This window comes from Pseudomonas sp. BNK-15, assembly GCF_047456105.1.
In the GTDB taxonomy this organism is placed as follows: Bacteria; Pseudomonadota; Gammaproteobacteria; order Pseudomonadales; family Pseudomonadaceae; genus Aquipseudomonas; species Aquipseudomonas putida_E.
Map to the genome: position 1 here is coordinate 3,315,067 of NZ_CP179898.1, position 22,360 is coordinate 3,337,426.

Genomic DNA, 22,360 nt, shown 5'->3' on the forward strand with positions numbered 1-22,360 from the left:
CGCTTTTTTTGTGTCTGCGCCGTGCGCTCAGCCCACGTGCTCTTCCTTGCGTAGCGTCAGCACCTCGACCCCATCCTCGGTCACCGCGACGGTATGTTCCCACTGCGCCGACAGCGTGTGGTCACGGGTAATCACCGTCCACCCGTCCTTCAAGGTCCGCGTGCCACGCCCGCCCTGGTTGATCATCGGCTCGATGGTAAACACCATGCCCGGCTTGAGCTTCATGCCCATGCCGCGCTGGCCGTAATGCAGCACCTCTGGCCCTTCATGCATTTGCTGGCCAATGCCATGGCCGCAGTACTCGCGCACCACGTTGTAGCCCGCCGCCTCGGCATGGGCCTGGACGGCGTGGCCGATGTCGCCAAGCGTCGCCCCCGGGCGCACCTGCTCAATCCCCTTCCACAAGGCCTCATAGGTGGTGTCGACCAGGCGCCGTGCCTCATCGCTGACCGGGCCCAGGCAATACATTTTCGACGAGTCGGCGATATAGCCGCCTTGTTCCAGCGTGATGTCGACGTTGATGATCGACCCTTCACTCAACACCTCATCGGCCTTGGGCATGCCGTGGCAGACCACGTGGTCCACCGAGGTATTGAGCGCGTAGGGGAAACCGTACTGGCCCTTGCTCGCCGGGCGCGCCTTGAGGGTGCCGACGATGAAGGCCTCGGCGCGGTCGTTGATCTGCATGGTGGTCACGCCGGGGCGGATGAAGGTATCGAGGTCGGCGAATACCTGGGCCAGTAAACGGCCGGCGTTGCGCATAAGGTCGAGTTGGGCGGGGGTCTTGAGGATCACCTGGGACATGTGGGTGCAAAGTAGCTCTGAGGCGGAAAGCTTTCAGCATAGCGCCATGGGGCGCCCGGCTGCCACCTGATGGTGCGTCGGTCACCGTTTTGGGGCTGCTGTGCAACCGTTAGCGGCACATGGCTAGCGCCTGTAGGGGCGGCCTTGTGTCGCGAAAGGGCCGCAAAGCGGCCCCAGGGCACAGCTGGCCCAACAATTGCTGAAAGACCACCATCAAGGCCGTCAACGTCGACCGCCTTCAACCCTTCACGACAAAGGCGCCGTGTTGCCCTCGCTTGCAAAGCAAGCCGGGGGCAGCCGGCGCCTTTTGCGTTTGCACCAGGAGACCCCCCCATGGCCAGCACCGAAGTACGCAGCGTCTGCCCCTATTGCGGCGTAGGCTGTGGCATCGTCATGAGCGTGGCCGATGGCAAGGTCAGCAAGATCAGCGGTGACAAGCTGCACCCGAGCAACTTCGGCCGCCTCTGCACCAAAGGCCTCACCGCGCACCTGCCCCTGACCGCCGCCGGGCGCATGGAAAGTGCCTTTGTACGCCAGCAACGCGACCATGAACCGGCGCGCAGCAGCATGGACCAGGCCATCGCCCAGGCTGCCGAGCGCCTGCGCGGCATCATCGACCAGCACGGCCCGGACGCCGTAGCGCTTTACGTCTCCGGGCAGATGTCACTGGAGGCCCAGTACCTGGCCAACAAACTGGCCAAGGGCTTTATCCGCACGCGCCATATCGAGTCCAATTCACGCCTGTGCATGGCCAGCGCCGGCAGCGGCTACAAACTCTCGCTGGGGGCCGATGGCCCGCCCGGCAGTTACCAGGACTTCGAGCGTGCCGAGGTGTTCCTGGTGATCGGTGCCAACATGGCCGACTGCCATCCGATCCTCTTCCTGCGCCTGCTCGACCGGGTAAAGGCTGGAGCGAAACTGATCGTTGTCGACCCGCGGCGCACCGCCACCGCCGACAAGGCCGACCTGTTCCTGCAAGTGCGCCCCGGCAGCGACCTGGCCCTGCTCAACGGCCTGCTGCACCTGCTGCACCGCAATGGCCAGACAAACCGCGCCTTCATTGCCCGCCACACCGAGGGCTGGGAAGCGCTGCCAGCCTTCCTCGAGGACTACACGCCTGAACGCGTCGCGGCCATCACCGGCCTTGCAGAAGATGACATCCGCCAGGCTGCCGCGTTGATCGGCAGCGCGGGTGAATGGATGAGCTGCTGGACCATGGGCCTGAACCAGAGCGTGCACGGCACCTGGCATACCAATGCGCTGTGCAACCTGCACCTGGCCACCGGCGCCATCTGCCGCCCCGGCAGTGGCCCGTTCTCGCTGACCGGCCAGCCCAATGCCATGGGTGGCCGTGAGATGGGCTACATGGGGCCGGGACTGCCGGGCCAACGTTCGGCGCTGATCGACGCCGACCGCAGCTTTGTCGAAGCGCAATGGGGCCTGGCACCCGGCAGCCTGCGTGCAGAAAGCGGCGAGGGCACGGTAGCGCTGTTCGAGCAGATGAAAACGGGTGAAGTGAAGGCCTGCTGGATCATCTGCAGCAACCCGGTGGCCAGCGTCGCCAACCGCCAGCAGGTGATCGATGGCCTGCGCCAGGCGCAGCTTGTGATCACCCAGGATGCCTTTCTCGACACCGAAACCAACCCTTACGCCGACATTCTCCTGCCCGCCGCCCTCTGGGCTGAAGGTGAGGGCGTGATGATCAACAGCGAACGCAACCTCACACTGATGCCTCGCGCCGTGGCTGCACCAGGCCAGAGCTTGCCGGACTGGCAGATCATCGCCCGGGTCGCCTGTGCCATGGGTTATGCCGAGGCCTTCGATTACCCCGACGCCGAAGCGGTGTATGACGAAATCCGCCGCTTCCACAACCCGCTCACCGGTTACGACCTGCGTGGGGTCGGCTACCCGCAACTGCGTGACAAGCCGCACCAGTGGCCTTGCGCGCCGGGCCGCGTGGACGACCGCAGCCCCGTGCGTTACATCGAAGAAGGCGCACCCTCGTCCCTTGTGTTCCCCACAGCCAGTGGCAAGGCCCGCTTCTTCGCCCGGCCCTGGCTGCCCGCGTCGGAGTTGCCGGACGCCGATTACCCGCTGGTGCTCAATACCGGCCGCGTGCAACACCAGTGGCACACCCTGACCAAGACCGGCAAGGTACCGGCGCTGAACAGGCTGGAGCCCGGCCCCTTTGTCGAACTCCACCCCGAGGATGCCGCGCGGCTGGGTATCCAGGACAAGGACCAGGTGGCGATCCGCTCGCGCCGTGGCCGGGCCGTGCTGCCGGCGCGTGTCAGCGACCGGGTCATGCCGGGCGATTGCTTCGCGCCGTTCCACTGGAACGATGTGATCGGCGAGCACCTGGCAATCAATGCCGTGACCTGCGATGCGGTCGACCCGCTGTCGCTGCAGCCTGCCCTCAAGCACTGCGCCGTGGCCCTTGAGCGGGTTGCCGGCGAGCGCATCGATGCCCTCGACCTTGGCACCACCACCCTTGCCCCGGAGCCTGCCCGCGTGCTGCTGGCCATGCCCCCCGGCCCGCCCCGACATCAGGTGTTGTGGGCCTCGCAGACCGGCAATGGCGAGGCGCTGGCCGAGCGCTGCGCAGAGCGTTTGCACGGCGCAGGGCTGCAGGTACAGCTCAGTTGCATGGAGGCGGTCAGCCCAAGCCAGCTGCAAGGTGCGGCCAGTGTGCTGCTGATTGCCAGCACCTTCGGCGATGGTGATGCGCCCGACAGCGCCACCGCGTTCTGGCGGGCGCTGCAGGGCGAGGAGGGCGCCCACTGCGCCGAGCTGCCTTATGCCGTGCTGGCCCTGGGCGACTCCAGTTACGCCCAGTTCTGCGGGTTTGGTCGCAAGCTCGACCAGCGCCTGGCCGAACTGGGCGGGCGCCGCCTGCTGCCGCGCGTCGATTGTGAACCGGATTTCGATGAGGCCTTTGCCACCTGGCTCGACGCGCTGTTGCCCGAGCTGGGCAGCGCTGGCGTAGCGCTACCGGTCAACGAGCCCGCACTGGCTGCGCCCTGCAGCAAGCAACGGCCGTGGGCGGCTACCCTGCTGGAAAACAACCTGCTCAGTGGCCCCGGCTCGAGCAAGGAAACCCGCCAGTTGGTGTTCGATATTCAAGGCAGCGGCGTCACCTACGCAGCGGGCGATGCGCTGGGCGTGTGGCCCCGCAACTGCCCGGCGCTGGTGGAGGAATTGCTGGCGCTGATGCAGCAGGACGGCAAGACCCAGGTCCAACTCAAGGGCCAGCCGCCCATGCCGTTGGCCCAGGCACTGGAGTCGCACCTGGAAATTGCCAGGGTCACCCCACAGCAATTGCAGGTGTTCAGCCAGCAGGCTGACGACCTGCGGCACCTGTTGCAGCCTGAACGCAAGGCCGCACTGCAGGATTGGCTGTGGGGCCGGCAGTTGGTCGACGTGCTGCGCGCGTTTGCACAGGACCTGCCGCTGGCAACCTGGCTCGACCTGCTCAAACCCCTGCAACCGCGGCTGTACTCGATCAGCTCAAGCCCATTGGCCCACCCCGGCGAGGTGCATCTGACCGTCTCTACCGTACGTTATGGCCAGCGAAAAGGGGTGTGCTCAAGCTTCCTCGCTGACCGGGGGCAGGCTGCGAAGGTGGCGATCTTCCCCCAGGCGTCCAGGCATTTCCGCCTGCCTGATGACGATGATGTACCGCTGATCATGATTGGCCCCGGTACAGGCATCGCACCGTTTCGTGCGTTCCTCGAAGAGCGCGAGGCGCGGGGTGCAAAAGGGGAAAACTGGCTGTTCTTCGGCGAGCAATATGCAGCCACCGACTTTTATTACCACGCGCAGTTGCAGGCCTGGCAGGCGAGCGGACACCTGCGCCTGGATACGGCGTTTTCCCGCGACCAGGCAGAGAAAATCTATGTGCAGCAGCGGATGCGTGAGCAGGGTGCGCAGGTATGGCAGTGGCTGGAGGCGGGGGCGTACTTCTATGTCTGTGGTGATGCTCAGCGCATGGCCAAGGATGTGGATGCGGTGCTGCGCGAGATCATTGCCGAGCATGGGGGTGTGAATGCCGATGCCTATGTGGAAGGTTTGAGCAAGGCCAAGCGGTATCGGCGGGATGTGTACTGAAATGCTCCAGGATGGGGAGCAACGCACCTTGAATGTGCATGGTTTGGGCTGGCGCTATCGCCGGCAAGCCGGCTCCTGCACGGGCTCCGCTGCTCTCAAGCCCTGTGCTGCAGCTGTGGGCGCCGGCTTGCCGGCGATAGGGCCGGGCCAGGCAACATAACTGGCACATTCCATGCTTTATCTCCAACACAACAAGCCCCACTGATCAACGGCGATCAACCGGGGGCACACCGTGATGAATACAGGCAAAGGCGCCTGGAGCTTCGGCTCCAGGCGCTTTTTTTTTGATCGAGGATCGGCTTATGAAGGCAACAGCGAGCAGCGGGCAACGAGAGCGACTGGTCATCGTCGGCAACGGCATGGTGGGCCACCATTGCGTCGAGCAACTGGTCGAACGCGGCGCGCTGGCGCGCTTCGAGCTGCGTGTGTTCGGCGAGGAGCGCCAGCGCGCCTACGACCGCGTGCACCTGTCTGAATACTTCGGCGGCAGCTGTGCCGAAACCCTGGCGCTGTGCGAGCAGGGCTTCTATGGCGTCAACGGTGTGCACCTGCACCTGGGTGAAGCGGTGCTGCAAATCGACCGCGAGCGCTGTGAAGTGGTTACCGCCGAAGGCCGCTATGGGTATGACCAGCTGATCCTGGCCACCGGTTCCTACCCCTTCGTGCCCCCGATCGAGGGCTCCAGCGGCAACGCGCGCCTGGTCTATCGCACCCTCGACGACCTCGACGCGATACGCGCCGCTGCCGTTGATGCCACCCGTGGCGTGGTGGTTGGCGGCGGACTGCTGGGCCTCGAGGCAGCTAACGCCCTTAAGTCCCTGGGCCTTCAAGCGCATGTGGTGGAGTTCGCCCCGCGGCTGATGCCGGTGCAACTGGATGCTGAAGGCGGCGCCGCGCTCAAGGCGCAGATCGAAGCCCTGGGCGTCGGCGTGCACCTGTCGCGCGCTACCCAGTCGATCAGCGATGGTGAGGCCTACCGCTACCGGATGAATTTCGACGGTGGCGAACACTTGGAAACCGACCTGGTCGTGTTCTCTGCCGGCATCCGCCCGCAGGACGCCCTGGGCCGTGCCTGCGGCCTGGAGATCGCCGCGCGCGGTGGCGTGGTGATCGACAATCACTGCCGCTCCAGCGACCCACGCATCTTCGCCATCGGTGAATGCGCCTCGTGGAACGGCAGCGTGTTCGGCCTGGTTGCTCCGGGCTACAGCATGGCGCGCAACCTGGCGGCGCTGCTGTTGGGCGAGGCGGCCGGGGAATTCACCGGGGCCGACATGTCGACCAAGCTCAAGCTGCTGGGCGTCGATGTCGGCTCCATCGGCGACGCCCATGGCGCCACGCCCGGCTCGCGCAGCTACCGCTTCATCGACGAGGCCAACGCCGCCTATCGCCGGCTGGTGGTCGATGCCAGTGGCAAGCATGTGCTCGGTGCGGTGCTGGTGGGCGACAACAGCTACTACGACACACTGCTGCAATACGCTCAGAACGGCATCGCCCTGCCTGCCGACCCGGCGGCGCTGATCCTGCCGCAAAGCGGTGGCGCACCGGCCCTGGGCGCCGATGCGCTGCCTGACAGCGCGACCATCTGCTCCTGCCACAACGTCAGCAAGGGCGCAGTGTGCGCAGCGATCGACAGTGGTTGCGCCGACCTTGCCGCGGTCAAAGGCTGCACCAAAGCGGCCACCGGCTGTGGCGGCTGCGCGGCGTTGCTCAAGCAAGTGTTCGAGCATGAACTCACCGCCCGTGGCGTGACCGTGGACAAGAGCCTGTGCGAGCATTTCGCCTACACCCGCCAGGAGCTGTACGGGCTGGTGCGGGTGGGTGGCATACGCACCTTCAACGACTTGCTGGCGCGCCATGGCAAGGGCCATGTCGGCTGCGACATCTGCAAGCCGGCGGTGGGCAACATCCTCGCTTCGTGCTGGAACCAGCCGATCATGGACCCTGCGCTGGTGCCACTGCAGGACACCAACGACACCTTCATGGCCAACATGCAGAAAAACGGTACCTACTCGGTGGTGCCGCGCATTCCCGGCGGCGAAATCACCCCGGACAAACTGATCGTGATCGGTCAGGTGGCCAAGAAGTACGACCTTTACACCAAGATCACCGGCGGCCAGCGCATCGACCTGTTCGGCGCCCAGTTGCACGAGCTGCCGCTGATCTGGGGCGAGCTGATCGAGGCCGGCTTCGAGACTGGCCACGCCTATGGCAAATCGACCCGCACGGTGAAGTCCTGCGTAGGCAGCACCTGGTGCCGCTACGGTGTGCAGGACAGCGTCGCCATGGCGCTGCGCCTGGAGGACCGCTACAAGGGCCTGCGCAGCCCGCACAAGCTCAAGTTCGCGGTCTCTGGCTGCACCCGCGAATGTGCCGAGGCGCAAAGCAAGGACATCGGCGTGATCGCCACCGACAAAGGCTGGAACCTTTACGTCTGTGGCAATGGCGGCATGCGCCCACGGCATGCCGAACTGTTCGCTACCGACCTGGACGATGAGACCCTGGTGCGCCTGATCGACCGCGTGCTGATGTTCTACATCCGTACCGCCGACAAGCTGCAGCGCACGTCGGTATGGCGCGAAAGCCTGGACGGCGGCCTGGACTACCTCAAGCAGGTGATCCTCGACGACAGCCTGGGCCTGGCTGCCGAGCTGGAAGCGCAGATGCAGCATGTGGTCGAGCAGTACGAATGCGAATGGGCCAACGCCCTCAACGACCCGGAAAAGCTCAAGCGCTTCCGTACGTTCGTCAACGATCGACGCGCCGACCCGGACGTGCATTTTGTCCGCGAGCGTGAACAGCGTCGCCCCGCTGCACCCCTGCACCTGATCCCTACCGTCGAGGAGGCTGTGTGATGAACCTGTCCAATGCTGCTGTGGCAAAGCAACCCATCTGGCAAGCGGTGTGCAACACCGATGACCTGGTCGCCGACTCTGGTGTGGTGGTGTGGCTCGATGGCACCCAGGTCGCCTTGTTCTACCTGCCTGGGCAGGCGCAGAGCCTGTACGCGGTGGACAACCGCGACCCACGCTCCGGAGCCAACATCATTGGCCGCGGGCTGGTGGGCAGCCTGCAAGGCGAGCTGGTGGTGGCAGCACCGCTGTACAAACAGCACTTCAGCCTGCACAGCGGTGCGTGCCTGGAAGATCCCGGCCAGCGGTTACGTGTGTGGCCGGTACGAATGAACGGGGAGGCGGTGGAAGTGGCGATGGCCTGATCCCGGCTCTTGCCTGTCTCTTGCGCTTGCTCTTGCTTTGCTTTGCTTTTGCTTTTGCTTTTGCTTCTAAGCGCGCGATAGCTCAGGCGCCGCCGATTGCGACTTCAGGAGGCCGAGCGCAGGTCTTGCGAAGGGAGGTGACGGGCATGGATGCCCGTCAAGCGCTGCGGCCCATGGATGGGCCGTCAGCGCGGTCCTCCCGGGAGCAAGGCCGGAGCGAGGGAACCCCGGAGCGCAGCGTAGGGGCCGGATGATGGGAGCCGACGGTTTTGGTTACTTTGGCCACGACCAAAGTAACCCGCCGTAAGGGCGCAAAGGTGAATCAGCGCCTCCATGGCGAATGGATATTCACCCGATCTGAAAGCCGCAAGCCGCAAGCCGCAAGCCGCCAGCCGCCAGCCGCCAGCCGCGCGACCCGGATACGCCACAGGTGGCGATGCGGTAAGCTTGGCGCATGAACCTCGACACCCGCATCAAGTACCGCCACCTGCTGTGCTTCCTGGAGATTGCCCGGCAGGGCAGCCTGGCCAGGGCCGCCGACATTCTGGCGATCAGCCAGCCGGCAATTTCCAAGACCCTCAAGGAGCTTGAAGACCTGCTCGAGACGCGCCTGTTCGAGCGCAGCCGCCAGGGCGTCGAGCTGACCCCGGCCGGCACCCGCTTCATGCATTACGCCGGGCCCAGCGTACAGGCCCTGCGCGACGGCGTGAGCAGCTTGCGCGGTGAAGCGCGGGCGCCGTCGCAGGTGCGCATCGGCGTGCTGTCCACGGTCGAAGGCCAGCTGATGCCCGAGGTGCTGTGCCGCCTGCATCAACGCCATGAAGCGTTGCTGATCAGCGTGGTGACCGGCGCCAGTGCACAGTTGCTCGGCCAGTTGCGCCTGGGCGAACTGGAACTGGTGGTCGGGCGCATGACCGACAGCCCACAGATCCAGGGGTTGTCGTTCGAACACCTGTACAGCGAGTCGATGGCCTTGGTCGTGCGTCCCGGGCACCCCTTGCTGGCCAGTATGCAGGTAGACCGATCACGCGTTGGCCGTTATCCACTGGTGCTCCCACCACCGGGCACTACCATTCGCCAGCACGCCGACAGCCTGTTCGTGCAATGCGGCATTCAACTGCCGGCGCAGCGCCTGGAGACCCTTTCGCTGGCCTTGAGCCGCCGCTACCTGCTGGGCAGTGATGCCGTATGGGTGGCGCCGCGTGATGCGGTGCTGCTTGACCTGCGCCGCGGTGAGTTGGCCGAGCTCGATCTGGGGGTGCGGGAGCCAGGCGGGTCGGTGGGCATCTGCCGCAATGCCGCCTTGGCGCTGAGCCTGCCGGGGCAGTGGGTGTGCGATGTATTGCGGGAAGTGGCGGGGCAATATCGCGAGCGGTTGTACCCGTAAGCTTCGTTGTAGCCGAGCGTTCCTGGCCCAGAAACGCTCGTGTGGTGTACGTCCCAACTGTTATCAAGCGGTTCGCAAGGACACCGCGACCACACAAGGAACAGTGGAACCTCGCGCCTCTTCGTCACGGCCATTGATCAACAAGCGCTTGTTGCCTGGATCGAGCGTGACCGTCGATCCCGATGCATAGAAGCCATCCTCTGGCACTTGAGCGCCGACCTGGCCATAACCGAAGGGAGGGACGAAGCGGGTGTCAAACGTGCCATCCGAGGTCAAGCTAAAGGCAAGCGTATAAGTGTAGAAACTACCGTAGCCGACCAGGCCATCGCCTGTCTCTACTCCCGCATACCAACCGCCCGGTTGGTCAAACACCAGCGCTTCGCCGCCGTTGAACTCTCTGGCCGGCATGCCCGAATAGTCGATTCGGTAAACAGTCGGGTGGCTGATATCTTCATCGAGGTCGTACAGTTCCCCGTAGAAAGTGATTCGTTCCGCGACGGGGTCTACGGAAAAACCGTTATTGATGATCCATGGCGCGGACCAGTGCTGGCCATTGTTGCCAAAGGCATTGTCCACTTTCCCGTCGGTGGTCAAGGCTGTGGTGACGCCATACGCGTCTTCCCCCTGCATCAGATACAAGGCCAATACAAGGTGCTGCGAACCTGAGGGGGGGGTGAAACTGGCAATGCCGTCGATGATGTGTGAGTGGGTATCGGGAATCAGCTTGCTGACATCGAGGATGCCATCAGCGCCAAAATCCAAGCGCAATGCGCCGTCACTGTCCAGCCCGATCACCACCGGTTCGAATTTCTGTGGGCCGCGACGCAAGCCTGTGACGAAAATATGGTCTTTCGCCAAAGCCAGGTGCTCCAGCAGCAGTTCCTCCTTGACCAATGCATGGGTAGCAACGTACCCCTTGCCCTCACCAAACGTCAGATCCGGTTGCCCTTCGGCATTCAGTTTCCAAAGGTGACTGGCTGACTCCCCCTGCACCGGGACAACGATCAGTAAATTACCTGCATCATCTTCTGCGATGCTCTCGGGTGCCTCATAGGCTGCGCTTGCAGTCTTGTTGAAATCGAAAATTCCATCGCCATTGAAGCTGCCATCCAGCTTTCCGTTTTGTTTCAGGCAAGCCACGAAGACCCTGGCGTCCTCAGTGTTCGGGTTGAAGCTTTCACCGATTACATAACTGCGTCCATCGGTGACCATGCTGTTGATGATTGCAGTGCTGTCGGCACGAGACCCGGCGCTTTTTTCAAGGATGTAGGCAATCCCATCGATGCCATAAGCACCATCGATGGGAGCATGTGGCAACTGCATGGATGCTTGGGCCAAGGTTGGGGGCACGCGGGTTGAGCGGGCAGGCTTTCGTGAAGTGTTCATGACTTTTCCTTGGTGATGAGTGACCGCTGGGCATCAAGGCTTCACGCCGTTATCAGCCATCGCGGCTCACTCAGATGCGGCTGGATGCGTTGCAGGGCCATTGGAGGCCAGGCTCGAATCCGGCGCTACTGGCAGAAATGCCAGGGCGGGGCTGGTCGCTGGAAGAGCCAGTTTTGCAGGGGCGCCCGCTGTGCATATGGTCAATACTGGCCAAACGCCCGTAAGGTTGTGTGCAAGCGCGTTGTCGAGTGAACTTACTCCATGAAACCCGCTCTTATGCCGGTAGCCATTGGTAATGGCCGCCTGATAAGCTCGCGGCTTTACCCTGATTGCCCACATGGCGCATGAACAAGGAAATAGCATGAAACAGCATCGTTTGGCGGCTGCGGTTGCCCTGGTAGGCCTGGTACTGGCTGGCTGTGATCAACAGGCCAGCAGCCCCGAGCTGAAAACTCCGGCACAGAAAGCCTCCTACGGTATCGGCCTGAACATGGGCAAGAGCCTGGCTCAGGAAGGCATGGAAGACCTTGATTCCAAAGCCGTCGCCCTCGGCATCGAAGACGCCGTTGGCAAGAAAGAACAGCGCATCAAGGACGAAGAGCTGGTAGAAGCCTTCACCTCGCTGCAGAAGCGCGCCGAGGAGCGTCTGGCCAAGGCCAGCGAAGAAGCCGCCTCCGCCGGCAAGAAGTTCCTCGAAGAAAATGCCAAGAAGCCAGGTGTGGTCACCACCGCCTCGGGCCTGCAGTACGAAGTGGTCAAGAAGGCCGACGGCCCGCAGCCCAAGCCGACCGATGTGGTCACTGTCCACTACGAAGGCAAGCTGATCGATGGCAAGGTGTTCGACAGCTCGGTAGAGCGTGGCAGCCCGATCGACCTGCCGGTCAGCGGTGTCATCCCAGGCTGGGTCGAAGGCCTGCAACTGATGCACGTTGGCGAGAAGTACAAACTGTTCATCCCGGCTGAGCTGGCCTATGGCGCACAGAGCCCAAGCCCGCTGATCCCGGCCAACTCGGTCCTGGTGTTCGACCTGGAACTGATCGCCATCAAAGACCCGGCCCAGCTGCAGGGCGACGCGCCTGAAGCTCAGGCACCTGCCGAAGCTCCGGCTGAAGCACCTGCCAAGTAATACTGGCTGGTAGTGCACAACGCCCCGCTCGCCGGGGCGTTGTCGTTTGTGCATCAGGCATTGGGCCGAACCTCGTGGCCAGGAGATTGTCCGAGAAAGGGCAGTGTGAAGAAGCAGGAGGCTTCTGACGCAAATCGTTTGCGGTTCTGAAACGACTGTGTAAAAAACGCCCGATCTGACCGGGGCCCTTGCTTTACAGGCACCTGCCGTCAGAAACTTCGCCCTGTTCACAAGGTTATCCACAATAAATGTGGATAACCTCTCCCTGCTGGAGGCTACATGAGCGCACCCTGGAATTTCGCCCGCTTCCTGCCCTTGGCCGAGCGCCTGCTTAGCCGTGGCCGCTTGCCGGCTTTGCTGTTCGCCGTGGCCCGCAAAGGGCCACGCCTGGGCCAGTTGCGTGAAGACATCAAGCTGTTGCAGTCGCTGTGCCTTGCCTGGTGGCGTGGCGAGTACCGGGCGATCAGCCCCAAGGCACTGGTGACCATCGTCGCCGGCCTGCTGTACTTCGTCAGCCCCATCGATGCCATCCCCGACTGGCTGCTGGGCGTAGGCTTTCTCGATGATATCGCCGTGCTCGGCTGGGTGCTGAAGACCGTCTCCGATGAGCTGGCGCGTTTCAAGGCCTGGCGCGACAGCCAGGCACCCGAGCGCCTGCGCGTGGTCGAGCGCTTGCCCGACACCCCTGAAGCTTTGCGCCTGGAGCGTAAAACGCACTGAAATCGAGCAGATCCCCACAGACCCCCGGGCTTGGTAATATAATTGGCATAAGGGTTATGCCTACGGATTACATGCGGTAATCCTACGTAAGGGGGTTGTAATGGGTATTCAGGTCATTAGCCGGGACGGTCAGCCCGAGTACGCAGTCGTTCCCTGGGAGCAGTATCAGGCGCTGCTCAAGGCGGCCGGCCAGGCGCCTGCCGAGGCGGTTGGCGAAACCAGCGATCACAGTGCGGCAAGCGCCAGTTTGCCCGCCTTCAGCGAAGTGGCGCAGCTGCGTGAGGCCAAAGGCATCGCACCAGAGCAATTGGCGCGAAATGTGGGGGTAAGCCCCGCCTACCTGGCGATGATCGAGTCGGGTGAACGCCAGCCGGATGCGGCGATCCGCCGTGCCCTGGCCTGGCACTTGGGTGTGGCGGGCTGGAGCGAGCCGTCATGAGCCAGGTCAGGATCAGCCGTCAGCATTGGCAAAGCTTGCTGGATGAGCTTGACCTGGCCCGCCGTCAACGGCATTTGCTGACTTACCGCGCGCTGATCGAGCGTTTGCAATTGCCCAGCCCGGCCATGCAGACGCTGACCGCAGCGCTTGAATACCTGGCGGTGCTCGATGCCCGTGCCGAGCAGCCGCTGCGCAGCTCGCTGGTGATCAGCCAGGGCGCCAGCCGCCTGCCGCGTACCGGCTTCTTCGAATGTGTGGAGCGCCTTGGGCGCTTCTCCGGGCCGGTCGACGGCATGGAGGCTGCGTCGTGGCATGCTTCGGAAGTTGTGCGGGTATTCGAGTACGCCTACCCGGAGATTGCCTGACAGGCCGATAGACCTGCCCCGCCAAGCTTCCACCAACGCCACACTTCGAAAACACAAGGGGCCGGGCACTTACGTGTCCGGCCCCTTGTGTTTCACATCAGCGCTGACTGATTACTGCTTGGCCACCTTGGTGCTGGCACTCAGGTAGTCGATCAGGATGCGACCGGTCTCGGACAGGTAAGCGTCGTCTTCGGGCTTGGTGTTTTCATCCTCGGTCGGCAGGGCGTCCTCGTCCTCTTTCTTCAGTTCCTTCAGCGGCTCTTCACCCTTGGCCTTGCGGCGGATGTTTTCCAGCGCCAGCTGTTTGGCCTCGATCTCATCGTGGCGGGCACGGCGGTCCTGCTCGTTGAGGCTGACGGTCTTCTCGTTCATCAGCTTCTGGGTCAGTGCCAGGCGGTCACGGATATAGGTGAACTCCGCGTCCTTGTCGCTGCGCGCTTCATGCTGGGCCTTGAGCTGCGCCAGGAAGGGCTTGAACGGGTCGGCCGCCGGCTTGACCACCGGGCGGATGGTGTCCCACGGCATGGCCTCGGGCAGGGCGCTTTCACCGATTTCCTTGGTGTCGATGATCGACGGGTAGTCGATGTCCGGCAGTACGCCCTGATGCTGGGTGCTCTGCCCGGACACCCGGTAGAACTTGGCCAGGGTCAGTTTCAGCTCGCCATGGTTGAGCGGCTGGATGGTTTGCACGGTGCCCTTGCCGAAGGTCTGGCCGCCTATGATCAGGGCGCGGTGGTAATCCTGCATGGCGCCGGCGAAGATTTCCGAGGCCGAGGCCGAGAGGCGGTTGACCAGCAGCACCAAGGGGCCTTTGTAGAAGGCGCCTGGGTTTTCGTCTTCTAGCACGTCAACCCGGCCATCGCTGTTGCGAACCAGCACCGTGGGGCCTTTCTCGATGAACAGGCTGGTCAGCTCGGTGGCTTCTTGCAGGGAACCGCCGCCGTTGTTGCGCAGGTCGATGACCACGCCGTCGACTTTTTCCTTTTGCAGTTCGGTGAGCAGCTTTTTCACGTCGCGCGTGGTGCTCTTGTACTCCGGGTCCCCGGCTCGGTAAGCCTTGAAGTCCAGGTAGAAGGCCGGGATTTCAATGATGCCCAGCTTGTAGTCACGGCCAGCCTGCTTGAGCTTGAGCACCGACTTCTTGGCCGCCTGCTCTTCAAGCTTGACCGCCTCGCGGGTGATCGACACCACTTTGCTGGTCTGGTCGCTCGGGGCATTGCTGGCCGGGATGATCTCCAGGCGCACAACCGAGCCTTTCGGGCCACGGATCAGCTTGACCACTTCGTCCAGGCGCCAGCCGACCACGTCGACCATTTCCTTGTTGCCCTGGGCGACGCCGATGATCTTGTCGGCCGGGGCCACCTGCTTGGTCTTGGCCGCAGGGCCTGCAGGCACCAGGCGCACGATCTTGACCTGGTCGTTGTCGCTCTGCAGCACCGCGCCGATGCCTTCGAGCGACAGGCTCATGTTGATGTCGAAGTTTTCGGCGTTGTCAGGCGACAGGTAGTTGGTGTGCGGGTCGTAGGACTGGGCGAAGGTATTGATGTAGGCCTGGAAGATGTCTTCGGCACGGGTCTGGTCCAGGCGCGACAGCTGGTTCTTGTAACGCTTGGTCAGGGTTTCCTGAATCTGCTTGGGCTCTTTGCCGGCGATCTTCTGGCGCAGCACCTCGTCCTTGACGCGCTTGCGCCACAGGTCGTCCAGCTCGGCCTGGTTCTTCAGCCACGGGGCGTCCTTGCGGTCGATCAGCAAGGTTTCCTTGGCGGTGAAGTCCATCTTGTCGACGCCCTTGTTCAGCTCGGCCAGGGCGAAGTCCAGGCGTTGCTTGACGCGGTCCAGGTAGCGCTTGTAGATGGTGAAGCCCGGGTCGAGGTTGCCGCTTTTGAGGAAGTCGTCGAACTGCCTCTTCCACTTGTCGAACTCGGCGATGTCGGCCGCAGTGAAGTAGCTGCGCGCAGGGTCGAGCAGCTTGATATAGCTGTCGTAGATGATCACCGAGCGGGCGTCATCGAGCGGCGGCTTGCTGTAATGGTGGCGTTTGAGCAACTCAACCACGTTTAGGCTGGCGACGATTTCGTCACGGTCCGGCTGCAGGCTGTCCCATTTGTTGGCGGCCGCCGCATTGCCGCCGAGCGTGAGGCTGCCCAGGCCGATCATCAGCGCCAGGGCGGTGCTTGGGAGGAAATGCTTCATGCTGATTCGACGTGGAGGCAATTGATCACGCATAGTAGGCCGTCTTTTCCGTTGCCGGTTCCATGGAGCCGGACAAATACTGCAAAAAGCCAGGGGCGTGGATACCCCAGGCTCAGTCATGTCAATCAACTATGGAGGCACTGTGAAGGCATTGCAAGGCGAAGACGGACATGTGGAGTGGGTCGAGGCCGAGCGCCCGGCCCTGGATGCCGGCCAGGTACGCATCCGCGTGGCTGCGGCGGGCCTGAACCGGGCCGATCTGTTGCAGATGAAGGGCCTTTATCCGCCACCACCCGGTGCCAGCCCGTACATGGGCCTGGAATGCGCCGGGGTAGTGGAAGAAGTGGGGCCAGGCGCCGACTGGCGGGTAGGCGACCGGGTGTGCGCGCTGCTGGCCAGCGGGGCCATGGCCGAGGAAGTGGTGGTCGATGCCCGCCATGTGCTGCCGGTGCCCGAGGGCCTGAGCCTGCACGAGGCAGCAGCGCTGCCCGAGGTCTACGCCACCGCGTGGTTGAACATTTTCCAGCTCGGTGCGGTGAAGGCCGGCGAGAAGGTACTGGTACACGCCGGTGCCAGCGGTGTCGGCTCCGCAGCCATTCAGTTGTGCAAGGCGTTCGGCAACCCGGTGTACGTCAGCGTTGGCTCGCAGGACCGCCTGGCGTACTGCCAGGCCCTGGGCGCGACGGGCGGAGTGGTGCGCAACGAAAACCTGGAAGCGCTGGAGGGCATGGGCCCGTTCGACGTGATTCTCGACCCGGTGGGTGCCAGTTACGGGCAGCTCAACCTCAAGCTGCTGGCACGCGATGGGCGCTGGGTGATCATCGGCCTGATGGGCGGGCGCACGGTTGAACTGGACCTGGCGCAGGTGCTGGGCAAGCGCCTGGAAATCACCGGTTCCACCTTGCGCAACCGTGATGACGGGTTCAAGGCCGAGCTGCTGCGTGAGCTGCAGCAGCAGGTGTGGCCGCTGTTCACCGAAAAGCGCTTGTCGCCACAGCTGGTGGACACCTACCCGGTCGAATTCGCCCAGGCAGCGTATGCCGAGCTTGAGAGCAATCAGGTGTCGGGTAAGCTGGTGATGGTGATCGACGCTAGCCTGGCGTGAGATTGCCGGGGCTGCCTTGCAGCCCATCGCGACACAAGGCCGCTCCTACCGTAGGAGCGGCCTTGTGTCGCGAAAGGGGCGCAAAGCGCCCCCATGGCCCTCAAGACCAGCTCAGTATCGGCCAGCCATTCTTTTCGGCATGCTCGCGCAACACCGCATCCGGGTTCACCACATGCGGATGATCCACCTTGAGCAATAACGGCAGGTCGTTGCGCGAATCGGAATAGAAACTCGCCCCCTCCAGGTTTTCCTGCTCCTGGTCCAGCCACTCCAGCAAGCGGGTGATTTTGCCCTCCCGGTAAGTCAGCACCCCATGGGTCTTCCCGGTATACACCCCGTTCACAGCCTCAAGCTCGATCGCCAGGTACTCGTCCACCCCTAACCGCGCCGCAATTGGCCCGACCAGGTGAGTGCCCGAGGCGGAAATGATCAGGATGCGGTCGCCACGCTTGCGATGCTCGGCGATGCAGCGGCAGGCATCACCGAAAATGATCGGCTCGATGACATCCTCCACCCATGGTTCCACCAGGTGCTCGACCTCTTCCAGCGTACGCCCGGCAATCGGCTCCAGGCTGAAGGCCATGTACTCTTCCATCTGCAGGTGGCCTTTGCCGTAGGCCTCCATCAGGGCATGGTCGCGGCGCAGGAACTCCTTGCCGTCGACCCAGCCCAGCCGCGCCATTTGCTCGCTCCACAGCGACGCGCAGTCGCCATGGATCAGGGTTTCGTCCAGATCGAAAATTGCCAGTGCCATGCGTTGAATCTCCTTAGGCCACTTCCCGTAGCGCCGTGGGGTCGATCGACAAGGATACCCGCTGGCCGTCCGCGTGCAGGTCGGCCGATGAGCGATTGAGCACATCCACCACCAGCTCCACGTCACGAACCCGTACCCGGTAGCGGATCACATTGCCCAGCAGGCTGTGGCTGCGCACTTCGCCGTCCAGTTCGCCATCGCGGCTCAAGGTGATCGACTCGGGGCGAATCGCCAGGCGGCTGGCTACCGGGCGTTGCAGCAGGCGGCTGGCACTGTCCGGGTCGAGCAGGTTGTAGTTGCCGATGAAGCCGGCGGCAAACAGGTCCACCGGGGCCGTGTACAGGGTTTCGGCGTCGCCGCTCTGCACGATGCGCCCCTGGTTCATCAGGAAGATGCGATCAGACATCGTCAGCGCCTCTTCCTGGTCATGGGTAACGAAGATGGTGGTCAGCCCCAGTTCGCGCTGGATGGCGCGGATCTGCTCGCGCAGGTGCTTGCGAATACGCGCATCCAGCGCCGACAGCGGCTCGTCGAGCAGCAGCAGGCGTGGCCGGGTGACCAGCGAGCGGGCCAGGGCCACCCGCTGGCACTGGCCACCGGACAGCTGGTGCGGGTAGCGCCCGGCAAAACTGCCCAGTTCCACCAGTTCCAGCGCCTCGCGCACACGTACCTGAGTGTCACTGGCCTTGACCTTCTGCATGCGCAGGCCAAAGGCGACATTCTGCTCCACGGTCATGTTGGGGAACAGCGCATAGCTCTGGAATACCATGCCGATGCCGCGCTTTTGCGGGCTCAGCGGCACGATGTCCTGGCCGTCGAGCAGGATCTGCCCGCTGTCCACCGGGGTCAGCCCGGCGATGCAGCGCAGCAAGGTGGACTTGCCGCAGCCGGAAGGGCCGAGCAGGGTGACGAACTCGCCGCGTTCGATCTGGCAGTCGATGTTTTCGAACACCGGGGTGCCGCCATAGCGTTTGTGCAGTTTCTGTACGCTGACGAAGCTCATGTCAGGTCTTGTCCTTGTTCAGGCGGTTGGCGACCCAGGTCAGTACCAGCACGAAGGCGAAGTACGAGATCACCAGCGCGCTGTTGAAGTGGCCGCTGCTGTTGCGCATGTTGTTCAGGTACACCTGCAGGGTCTCGTAGCGCGTGCCGACCAGCAGGTTGGCGAACACGAATTCGCCGAACAGGAACGAGAACGACAGCAGCAGCGCCACCATCAGGCCTTTGCGCAGGTTGGGCAGCACCACCAGGAACGCCGCCTGCCAGGTGCTGGCGCCGAGCAGTTGGGCGGCGTCCATCAGGTCGCGCAGGTTGATCGCCTGCAAGTTGTTGGTGATCGCCCGGTACATGAACGGCAGGGCGATGGTGAAGTAGCAGCCGATCAGGATCCACGGCGTGCCGACCATGGCCATCGGCCCGCTGCCGTACAGCTGCAGCAGGCCCACCGAGGACACCACCGGCGGTACCGCGAACGGTAGCAGGATGAGGATGTTCATCAGTGCGTCGAGCCTGGGGAAGTGGTAGTGCACCACGAACAGCAGTGGCAGGATCAGCACCACCGACAGCAGCAGCGCGCCTACGCACACCAGCAGCGACTGGCCGAAGGCCGCCAGAAAGCGTGGCTCGCCCCACAGCGCCACGTACCACTTGAAGGTCAGGCCGCTGGGCAGCAGGCTGGCTGACCAGCTGGTGGCCAGCGAGTAGAGCAGGGTGCCGGCCAGTGGTAGCAGCAGAATGAGAAACAGCAGGTACACCACGGCGCGGTGATAGAGGCTGCCGGCGCTGGGCCTGGTTGAGCGGTTAGCGTGCATGGTAGCTCCGTTTCAGCAGCCATTGATGGACGACCGTGACCACCGTCATCAAGCCCACCAGCACCATGGCCAGCGCGCTGGCCAGGTTGGGGTCCAGGCTGATGTCACCGGCCACCAGGCCGGCGATGCGGATTGGCAGCACGTTGAAGTTGCCGGTGGTCAGCGCATACACCGTGGCATACGCGCCCAGGGCATTGGCCAGCAGAATGACGAAGGTACCGAGCAGGGCCGGGGTCAGCACTGGCAGGCCGATGTGCCGCCAGTATTGCCAGTGGCTGGCGCCCAGCAACGCGGCCGATTCGCGCCAGTCTTCGCGCAGGGCATCGAAGGCCGGGTAGAGCAGCAATACGCCCAGGGGGATCTGGAAGTAGGTGTAGACCAGGATCAGGCCGCTTTTGGAGTAGATGCTGAAGTCTTCCAGCAGGCCAACCTGCTTGAGCAGCAGGGTCAGCGCCCCGTTGAAACCAAGCAGGATGATGAACGCGAAGGCCAGCGGCACGCCGGCGAAATTGCTGGTCATGTTGGCGAAAGCGCTGACGAAGTCGCGCAGGCGCGAATCCACCTGGCGCAGCGAGTAAGCACCGAGGGTGGCGATGATGATGCCGAACAGGCTCGACCAGAAGCTGATTTCCAGGCTGCGTTGCAGTGCCTGCAGGTAGAACTTCGAGGCGAACACCTTGCTGAAGTTGGCCAGCCCCCAGCCCGCTTCCGACTGCACGCTGTTGATGGCCACCCAGGCCAGCGGGGCGATCTGGAAGATGACGAAGAACACAGCGAACGGCAGCAGGCAGAGCAGGGCCAGGTAGCGCCCGCGGGCGCCGGCATTCACTTGAGCAGCTCCCGGCAGACGGTCTTGTCGTGGGCAACGCCCAGCAACTCGCAGATGGTGCCACACAGCTCGGTTTGCAGCGGCTTGGCGGCCGGGTCGAGGCTGAAGGCGTCGCCAAACACGAACAGCGGCACTTCGCGCTCTTCGGCCAGCAGGCCGTTGTGCGAGCGGTCGTTGTTCATGCCGTGGTCGGCGGTGACCAGTACCTGGTAGCCCTCTTCGAGCCAGTGCGGCAGGTAGTCGGCCAAGAGGATGTCGGCGCTGCGCGCAGCGTTGCGGTACTGGCTGCTGTCCAGGCCGTGGCGGTGGCCGGTGTCGTCGATGCTCATCGGGTGCACCAGCAAAAAGTTCGGCGCATGGCGGCGGCGCAGGTACTCGGCGTCGGCCAGCAGGTGCGAGTCGGGGTAGCGGTCGTCCCAATAGAACAGGCCATGCTGGATCGGCAGCTTCGGCGCGTGGGTATGGCGGTCGCGCTGCGGGTCGAAGGGCGAGCGGTTGTACAGCTCGCTCATCCAGTGATAAGCCGCCGCCGCAGTGCCCAGGTTGGCCTCGCGGGCGTAGTGGAACACGCTGCGCTGGTTGGACAGGCGGTTGACGTTGTTGTGCACGATGCCGCTGTCGATCGGCGCCACGCCGGTGAGGATGCACTCGTACAGCGGCCGGGACAGCGACGGCAGCTCGCATTCCACGCGGTACAGCGCGGCACGGTCGGCTTCGACGTAAGCGTGCAGGTGGCCCATGGCGTGATGGGCCACCTGGTGGTTGAGGCCGTCGAGCAGGACCAGGATGACATTGTGTTGCATGGTGGCTCCCAGTGGAGCTGCAAGCTTCAAGCTACAAGCTGCAAGAACGAGCCGGCATGTCGATCACCTGCTTGCACTTGTAGCTTGCAGCTTGCAGCTTGCAGCTTCTTCATTCCATCTCGATGATGACTTGCTCCTGCCACATCTGCGGCAGCTTTTTCGAGGTCGCTTCCCACACTTCGGGTTTCTTGATCGGCTGCGCAGCGCCGTACTGCTCGTTAGGCAGCAGCTTGGCCTGCACGTCCGCGGGCAGTTTCAGGTGCTCGGCGCGGATCGGCCGGGCATGCCCCTTGGCCAGGTTGATCTGCCCGGCATCGCTGAAGATGTACTCACGCGCAAGCTTGGCTGCATTGGGGTTTTTGGCGTACTTGTTGATGATGGTGGTGTAGCCGGAGATGACCGACCCGTCCGAGGGGATCAGCACTTCGAAGCGTTTCGGGTCGATCTGGTCGCGGTAGCTCAGGCCGTTGAAGTCCCACACCACGCCCACTTCGACCTCGCCTTTCTCCAGGGTCTGTATGGTCGGGTTGGCCAGCGACAGGCGCTTCTGTTGGGCCAGCTTGGTGAACAGCTGAAGGCCCGGGGCGACGTTGCTCTCATCGCCCTTGTAGGCGATGGCTGCGGCCAGCACGCCGTTGGCGGCCTGGGCGGCAGTACTGACATCGCCGATGGCGACCTTGTACTTGCCTTTTTCCAGGTCGTGCCAGGTTTTAGGGCGTTCCTCTTCCTTCACCAGGTCCTTGTTGATGATGAAGGCGATGGTACCGGTATAGGCCAGCGCCCAGTGACCATTCTTGTCCTTGGCCCAGCCCGGTACCTGGTCCCAGGTGCTCGGTTTGTACGGCTGGCTCACGCCCTTGGCCACGGCAATCGGGCCGAAGGCGGCACCGACGTCACCGATATCGGCGCTGGCGTTGTCCTTCTCGGCATCGAACTTGGCGATTTCCTGGGCCGAGCTCATGTCGGTGTCGGTGTGCTTGAGGCCGTACTTGCTGGCCAGGTCTTCCCAGGTACCTTTCCAGTTGGCCCAGGCATCGGGCATGCCCACGCTGTTGATCGTGCCTTCTTTGCGGGCAGCGTCTTCCAGGGCCTTGAGGTCGGTGCCGGCGGCCATGGCCGAGGTACACAGGGCCATGGCCGAGCCGAGCAGTGACGCCATGAACAACTTTTTCATCCGAAGCTCCTTTGGGTGGGTGCCTTGCGCGATCGTTGTTATGAGTGAAGCCTTGCTTGGCTAACCTTTGGTCTAGGTCAGCAAACCTTGCGCCAAGGTAGGCCGGTTGCGTGACAATTTGATGTAAGGGAAGGGTTGAA

General features: G+C 63.4%; 18 protein-coding genes. 9 read left to right on the forward strand and 9 right to left on the reverse strand.

Going from position 1 to position 22,360, the window contains the following annotated elements; translation table 11 throughout:
• Positions 1-27: 27 nt before the first annotated feature.
• Entirely contained in the window at positions 28-804 is a 777-nt protein-coding gene (map, locus tag ACMGF5_RS15165) for a type I methionyl aminopeptidase (protein WP_161871212.1), read from the reverse strand.
• Positions 805-1,137: 333 nt separating this feature from the next.
• Between map and ACMGF5_RS15170 the strand changes: the two genes are divergently transcribed.
• The 4 genes from ACMGF5_RS15170 to pcaQ all read left to right on the forward strand — a co-directional run bounded on the left by ACMGF5_RS15170 (position 1,138) and on the right by pcaQ (position 9,515).
• Positions 1,138-4,911, forward strand: a complete 3,774-nt coding sequence (locus ACMGF5_RS15170; protein ID WP_414156920.1) for a molybdopterin-dependent oxidoreductase — start codon at positions 1,138-1,140, stop codon at positions 4,909-4,911.
• Between the two features lie 302 nt (positions 4,912-5,213).
• Positions 5,214-7,766, forward strand: coding sequence for a nitrite reductase large subunit NirB (nirB, locus tag ACMGF5_RS15175; protein ID WP_115272958.1), 2,553 nt, complete (start codon positions 5,214-5,216; stop codon positions 7,764-7,766).
• Positions 7,766-8,128, forward strand: a complete 363-nt coding sequence (gene nirD / locus ACMGF5_RS15180; RefSeq protein WP_414156921.1) for a nitrite reductase small subunit NirD — start codon at positions 7,766-7,768, stop codon at positions 8,126-8,128. The genes nirB and nirD overlap by 1 nt, the downstream gene beginning before the upstream one ends.
• Positions 8,129-8,582: 454 nt before the next feature.
• Positions 8,583-9,515 (forward strand): pca operon transcription factor PcaQ, encoded by a 933-nt coding sequence (gene pcaQ / locus ACMGF5_RS15185; protein WP_414156922.1) that lies wholly within the window; start codon positions 8,583-8,585, stop codon positions 9,513-9,515.
• Between the two features lie 63 nt (positions 9,516-9,578).
• Here pcaQ and ACMGF5_RS15190 read toward each other — a convergent pair whose 3' ends face one another.
• A complete protein-coding gene (locus ACMGF5_RS15190) occupies positions 9,579-10,901 on the reverse strand; it encodes a hypothetical protein (RefSeq protein WP_414156923.1) in 1,323 nt (440 codons plus the stop codon).
• 361 nt (positions 10,902-11,262) lie between these two features.
• Between ACMGF5_RS15190 and ACMGF5_RS15195 the strand changes: the two genes are divergently transcribed.
• The 4 genes from ACMGF5_RS15195 (at position 11,263) to ACMGF5_RS15210 (ending at position 13,551) form a co-directional block, all read left to right on the forward strand.
• On the forward strand, positions 11,263-12,027 hold the full coding sequence (locus tag ACMGF5_RS15195; protein ID WP_012313179.1) for an FKBP-type peptidyl-prolyl cis-trans isomerase: 765 nt from the start codon (positions 11,263-11,265) through the stop codon (positions 12,025-12,027).
• A 279-nt stretch (positions 12,028-12,306) separates the two neighbouring features.
• Positions 12,307-12,747 carry a YkvA family protein gene (locus ACMGF5_RS15200; RefSeq protein ID WP_012313180.1) on the forward strand — a complete coding sequence of 147 codons (441 nt, stop codon included), beginning with the start codon at positions 12,307-12,309 and terminating at the stop codon, positions 12,745-12,747.
• A 100-nt stretch (positions 12,748-12,847) separates the two neighbouring features.
• On the forward strand, positions 12,848-13,186 hold the full coding sequence (locus ACMGF5_RS15205) for a helix-turn-helix domain-containing protein (protein WP_046787417.1): 339 nt from the start codon (positions 12,848-12,850) through the stop codon (positions 13,184-13,186).
• Complete coding sequence (locus ACMGF5_RS15210) at positions 13,183-13,551, forward strand: hypothetical protein (protein WP_012313182.1); 369 nt, start codon at positions 13,183-13,185, stop codon at positions 13,549-13,551. Before ACMGF5_RS15205 ends, ACMGF5_RS15210 begins: the two co-directional genes overlap by 4 nt.
• Before the next feature lie 111 nt (positions 13,552-13,662).
• Here ACMGF5_RS15210 and ACMGF5_RS15215 read toward each other — a convergent pair whose 3' ends face one another.
• Positions 13,663-15,744: a carboxy terminal-processing peptidase gene (locus ACMGF5_RS15215; RefSeq protein WP_012313183.1), complete on the reverse strand. Its 2,082-nt coding sequence runs from the start codon at positions 15,742-15,744 to the stop codon at positions 13,663-13,665.
• A 142-nt stretch (positions 15,745-15,886) separates the two neighbouring features.
• Between ACMGF5_RS15215 and ACMGF5_RS15220 the strand changes: the two genes are divergently transcribed.
• On the forward strand, positions 15,887-16,849 hold the full coding sequence (locus ACMGF5_RS15220; protein ID WP_046787416.1) for an NAD(P)H-quinone oxidoreductase: 963 nt from the start codon (positions 15,887-15,889) through the stop codon (positions 16,847-16,849).
• Between the two features lie 100 nt (positions 16,850-16,949).
• On the opposite strand, the gene ACMGF5_RS15225 is transcribed toward ACMGF5_RS15220, so the two are convergent.
• The 6 genes from ACMGF5_RS15225 to ACMGF5_RS15250 form a co-directional block, all read right to left on the reverse strand.
• Entirely contained in the window at positions 16,950-17,603 is a 654-nt protein-coding gene (locus tag ACMGF5_RS15225; protein ID WP_012313185.1) for an HAD family hydrolase, read from the reverse strand.
• Between the two features lie 13 nt (positions 17,604-17,616).
• Positions 17,617-18,606: an ABC transporter ATP-binding protein gene (locus ACMGF5_RS15230; RefSeq protein WP_119688425.1), complete on the reverse strand. Its 990-nt coding sequence runs from the start codon at positions 18,604-18,606 to the stop codon at positions 17,617-17,619.
• Position 18,607: 1 nt separating this feature from the next.
• Positions 18,608-19,414: an ABC transporter permease gene (locus ACMGF5_RS15235; protein WP_046787414.1), complete on the reverse strand. Its 807-nt coding sequence runs from the start codon at positions 19,412-19,414 to the stop codon at positions 18,608-18,610.
• A complete protein-coding gene (locus ACMGF5_RS15240; protein ID WP_039602573.1) occupies positions 19,404-20,243 on the reverse strand; it encodes an ABC transporter permease in 840 nt (279 codons plus the stop codon). The genes ACMGF5_RS15235 and ACMGF5_RS15240 overlap by 11 nt, the downstream gene beginning before the upstream one ends.
• A complete protein-coding gene (locus ACMGF5_RS15245; protein WP_046787413.1) occupies positions 20,240-21,046 on the reverse strand; it encodes an alkaline phosphatase family protein in 807 nt (268 codons plus the stop codon). Before ACMGF5_RS15245 ends, ACMGF5_RS15240 begins: the two co-directional genes overlap by 4 nt.
• Before the next feature lie 109 nt (positions 21,047-21,155).
• The gene (locus ACMGF5_RS15250) at positions 21,156-22,220 is read right to left on the reverse strand and encodes an ABC transporter substrate-binding protein (protein WP_414156924.1); all 1,065 of its coding nucleotides are present in this window, start codon (positions 22,218-22,220) and stop codon (positions 21,156-21,158) included.
• Positions 22,221-22,360 lie beyond the last annotated feature (140 nt).

Excerpts from the sequence above, each read along its gene's own strand:
- ACMGF5_RS15200 (WP_012313180.1), top strand. The coding sequence starts at position 12,307 with ATGAGCGCACCCTGGAATTTCGCCCGCTTCCTGCCCTTGGCCGAGCGC.
- ACMGF5_RS15225 (WP_012313185.1), bottom strand. The coding sequence starts at position 17,603 with ATGGCACTGGCAATTTTCGATCTGGACGAAACCCTGATCCATGGCGAC.
- ACMGF5_RS15215 (WP_012313183.1), bottom strand. The coding sequence starts at position 15,744 with ATGAAGCATTTCCTCCCAAGCACCGCCCTGGCGCTGATGATCGGCCTG.
- ACMGF5_RS15250 (WP_414156924.1), bottom strand. The coding sequence starts at position 22,220 with ATGAAAAAGTTGTTCATGGCGTCACTGCTCGGCTCGGCCATGGCCCTG.
- ACMGF5_RS15245 (WP_046787413.1), bottom strand. The coding sequence starts at position 21,046 with ATGCAACACAATGTCATCCTGGTCCTGCTCGACGGCCTCAACCACCAG.
- ACMGF5_RS15235 (WP_046787414.1), bottom strand. The coding sequence starts at position 19,414 with ATGCACGCTAACCGCTCAACCAGGCCCAGCGCCGGCAGCCTCTATCAC.
- ACMGF5_RS15210 (WP_012313182.1), top strand. The coding sequence starts at position 13,183 with ATGAGCCAGGTCAGGATCAGCCGTCAGCATTGGCAAAGCTTGCTGGAT.
- ACMGF5_RS15170 (WP_414156920.1), top strand. The coding sequence starts at position 1,138 with ATGGCCAGCACCGAAGTACGCAGCGTCTGCCCCTATTGCGGCGTAGGC.
- ACMGF5_RS15230 (WP_119688425.1), bottom strand. The coding sequence starts at position 18,606 with ATGAGCTTCGTCAGCGTACAGAAACTGCACAAACGCTATGGCGGCACC.
- nirB (WP_115272958.1), top strand. The coding sequence starts at position 5,214 with ATGAAGGCAACAGCGAGCAGCGGGCAACGAGAGCGACTGGTCATCGTC.
- ACMGF5_RS15205 (WP_046787417.1), top strand. The coding sequence starts at position 12,848 with ATGGGTATTCAGGTCATTAGCCGGGACGGTCAGCCCGAGTACGCAGTC.
- pcaQ (WP_414156922.1), top strand. The coding sequence starts at position 8,583 with ATGAACCTCGACACCCGCATCAAGTACCGCCACCTGCTGTGCTTCCTG.
- map (WP_161871212.1), bottom strand. The coding sequence starts at position 804 with ATGTCCCAGGTGATCCTCAAGACCCCCGCCCAACTCGACCTTATGCGC.
- ACMGF5_RS15195 (WP_012313179.1), top strand. The coding sequence starts at position 11,263 with ATGAAACAGCATCGTTTGGCGGCTGCGGTTGCCCTGGTAGGCCTGGTA.
- ACMGF5_RS15190 (WP_414156923.1), bottom strand. The coding sequence starts at position 10,901 with ATGAACACTTCACGAAAGCCTGCCCGCTCAACCCGCGTGCCCCCAACC.
- nirD (WP_414156921.1), top strand. The coding sequence starts at position 7,766 with ATGAACCTGTCCAATGCTGCTGTGGCAAAGCAACCCATCTGGCAAGCG.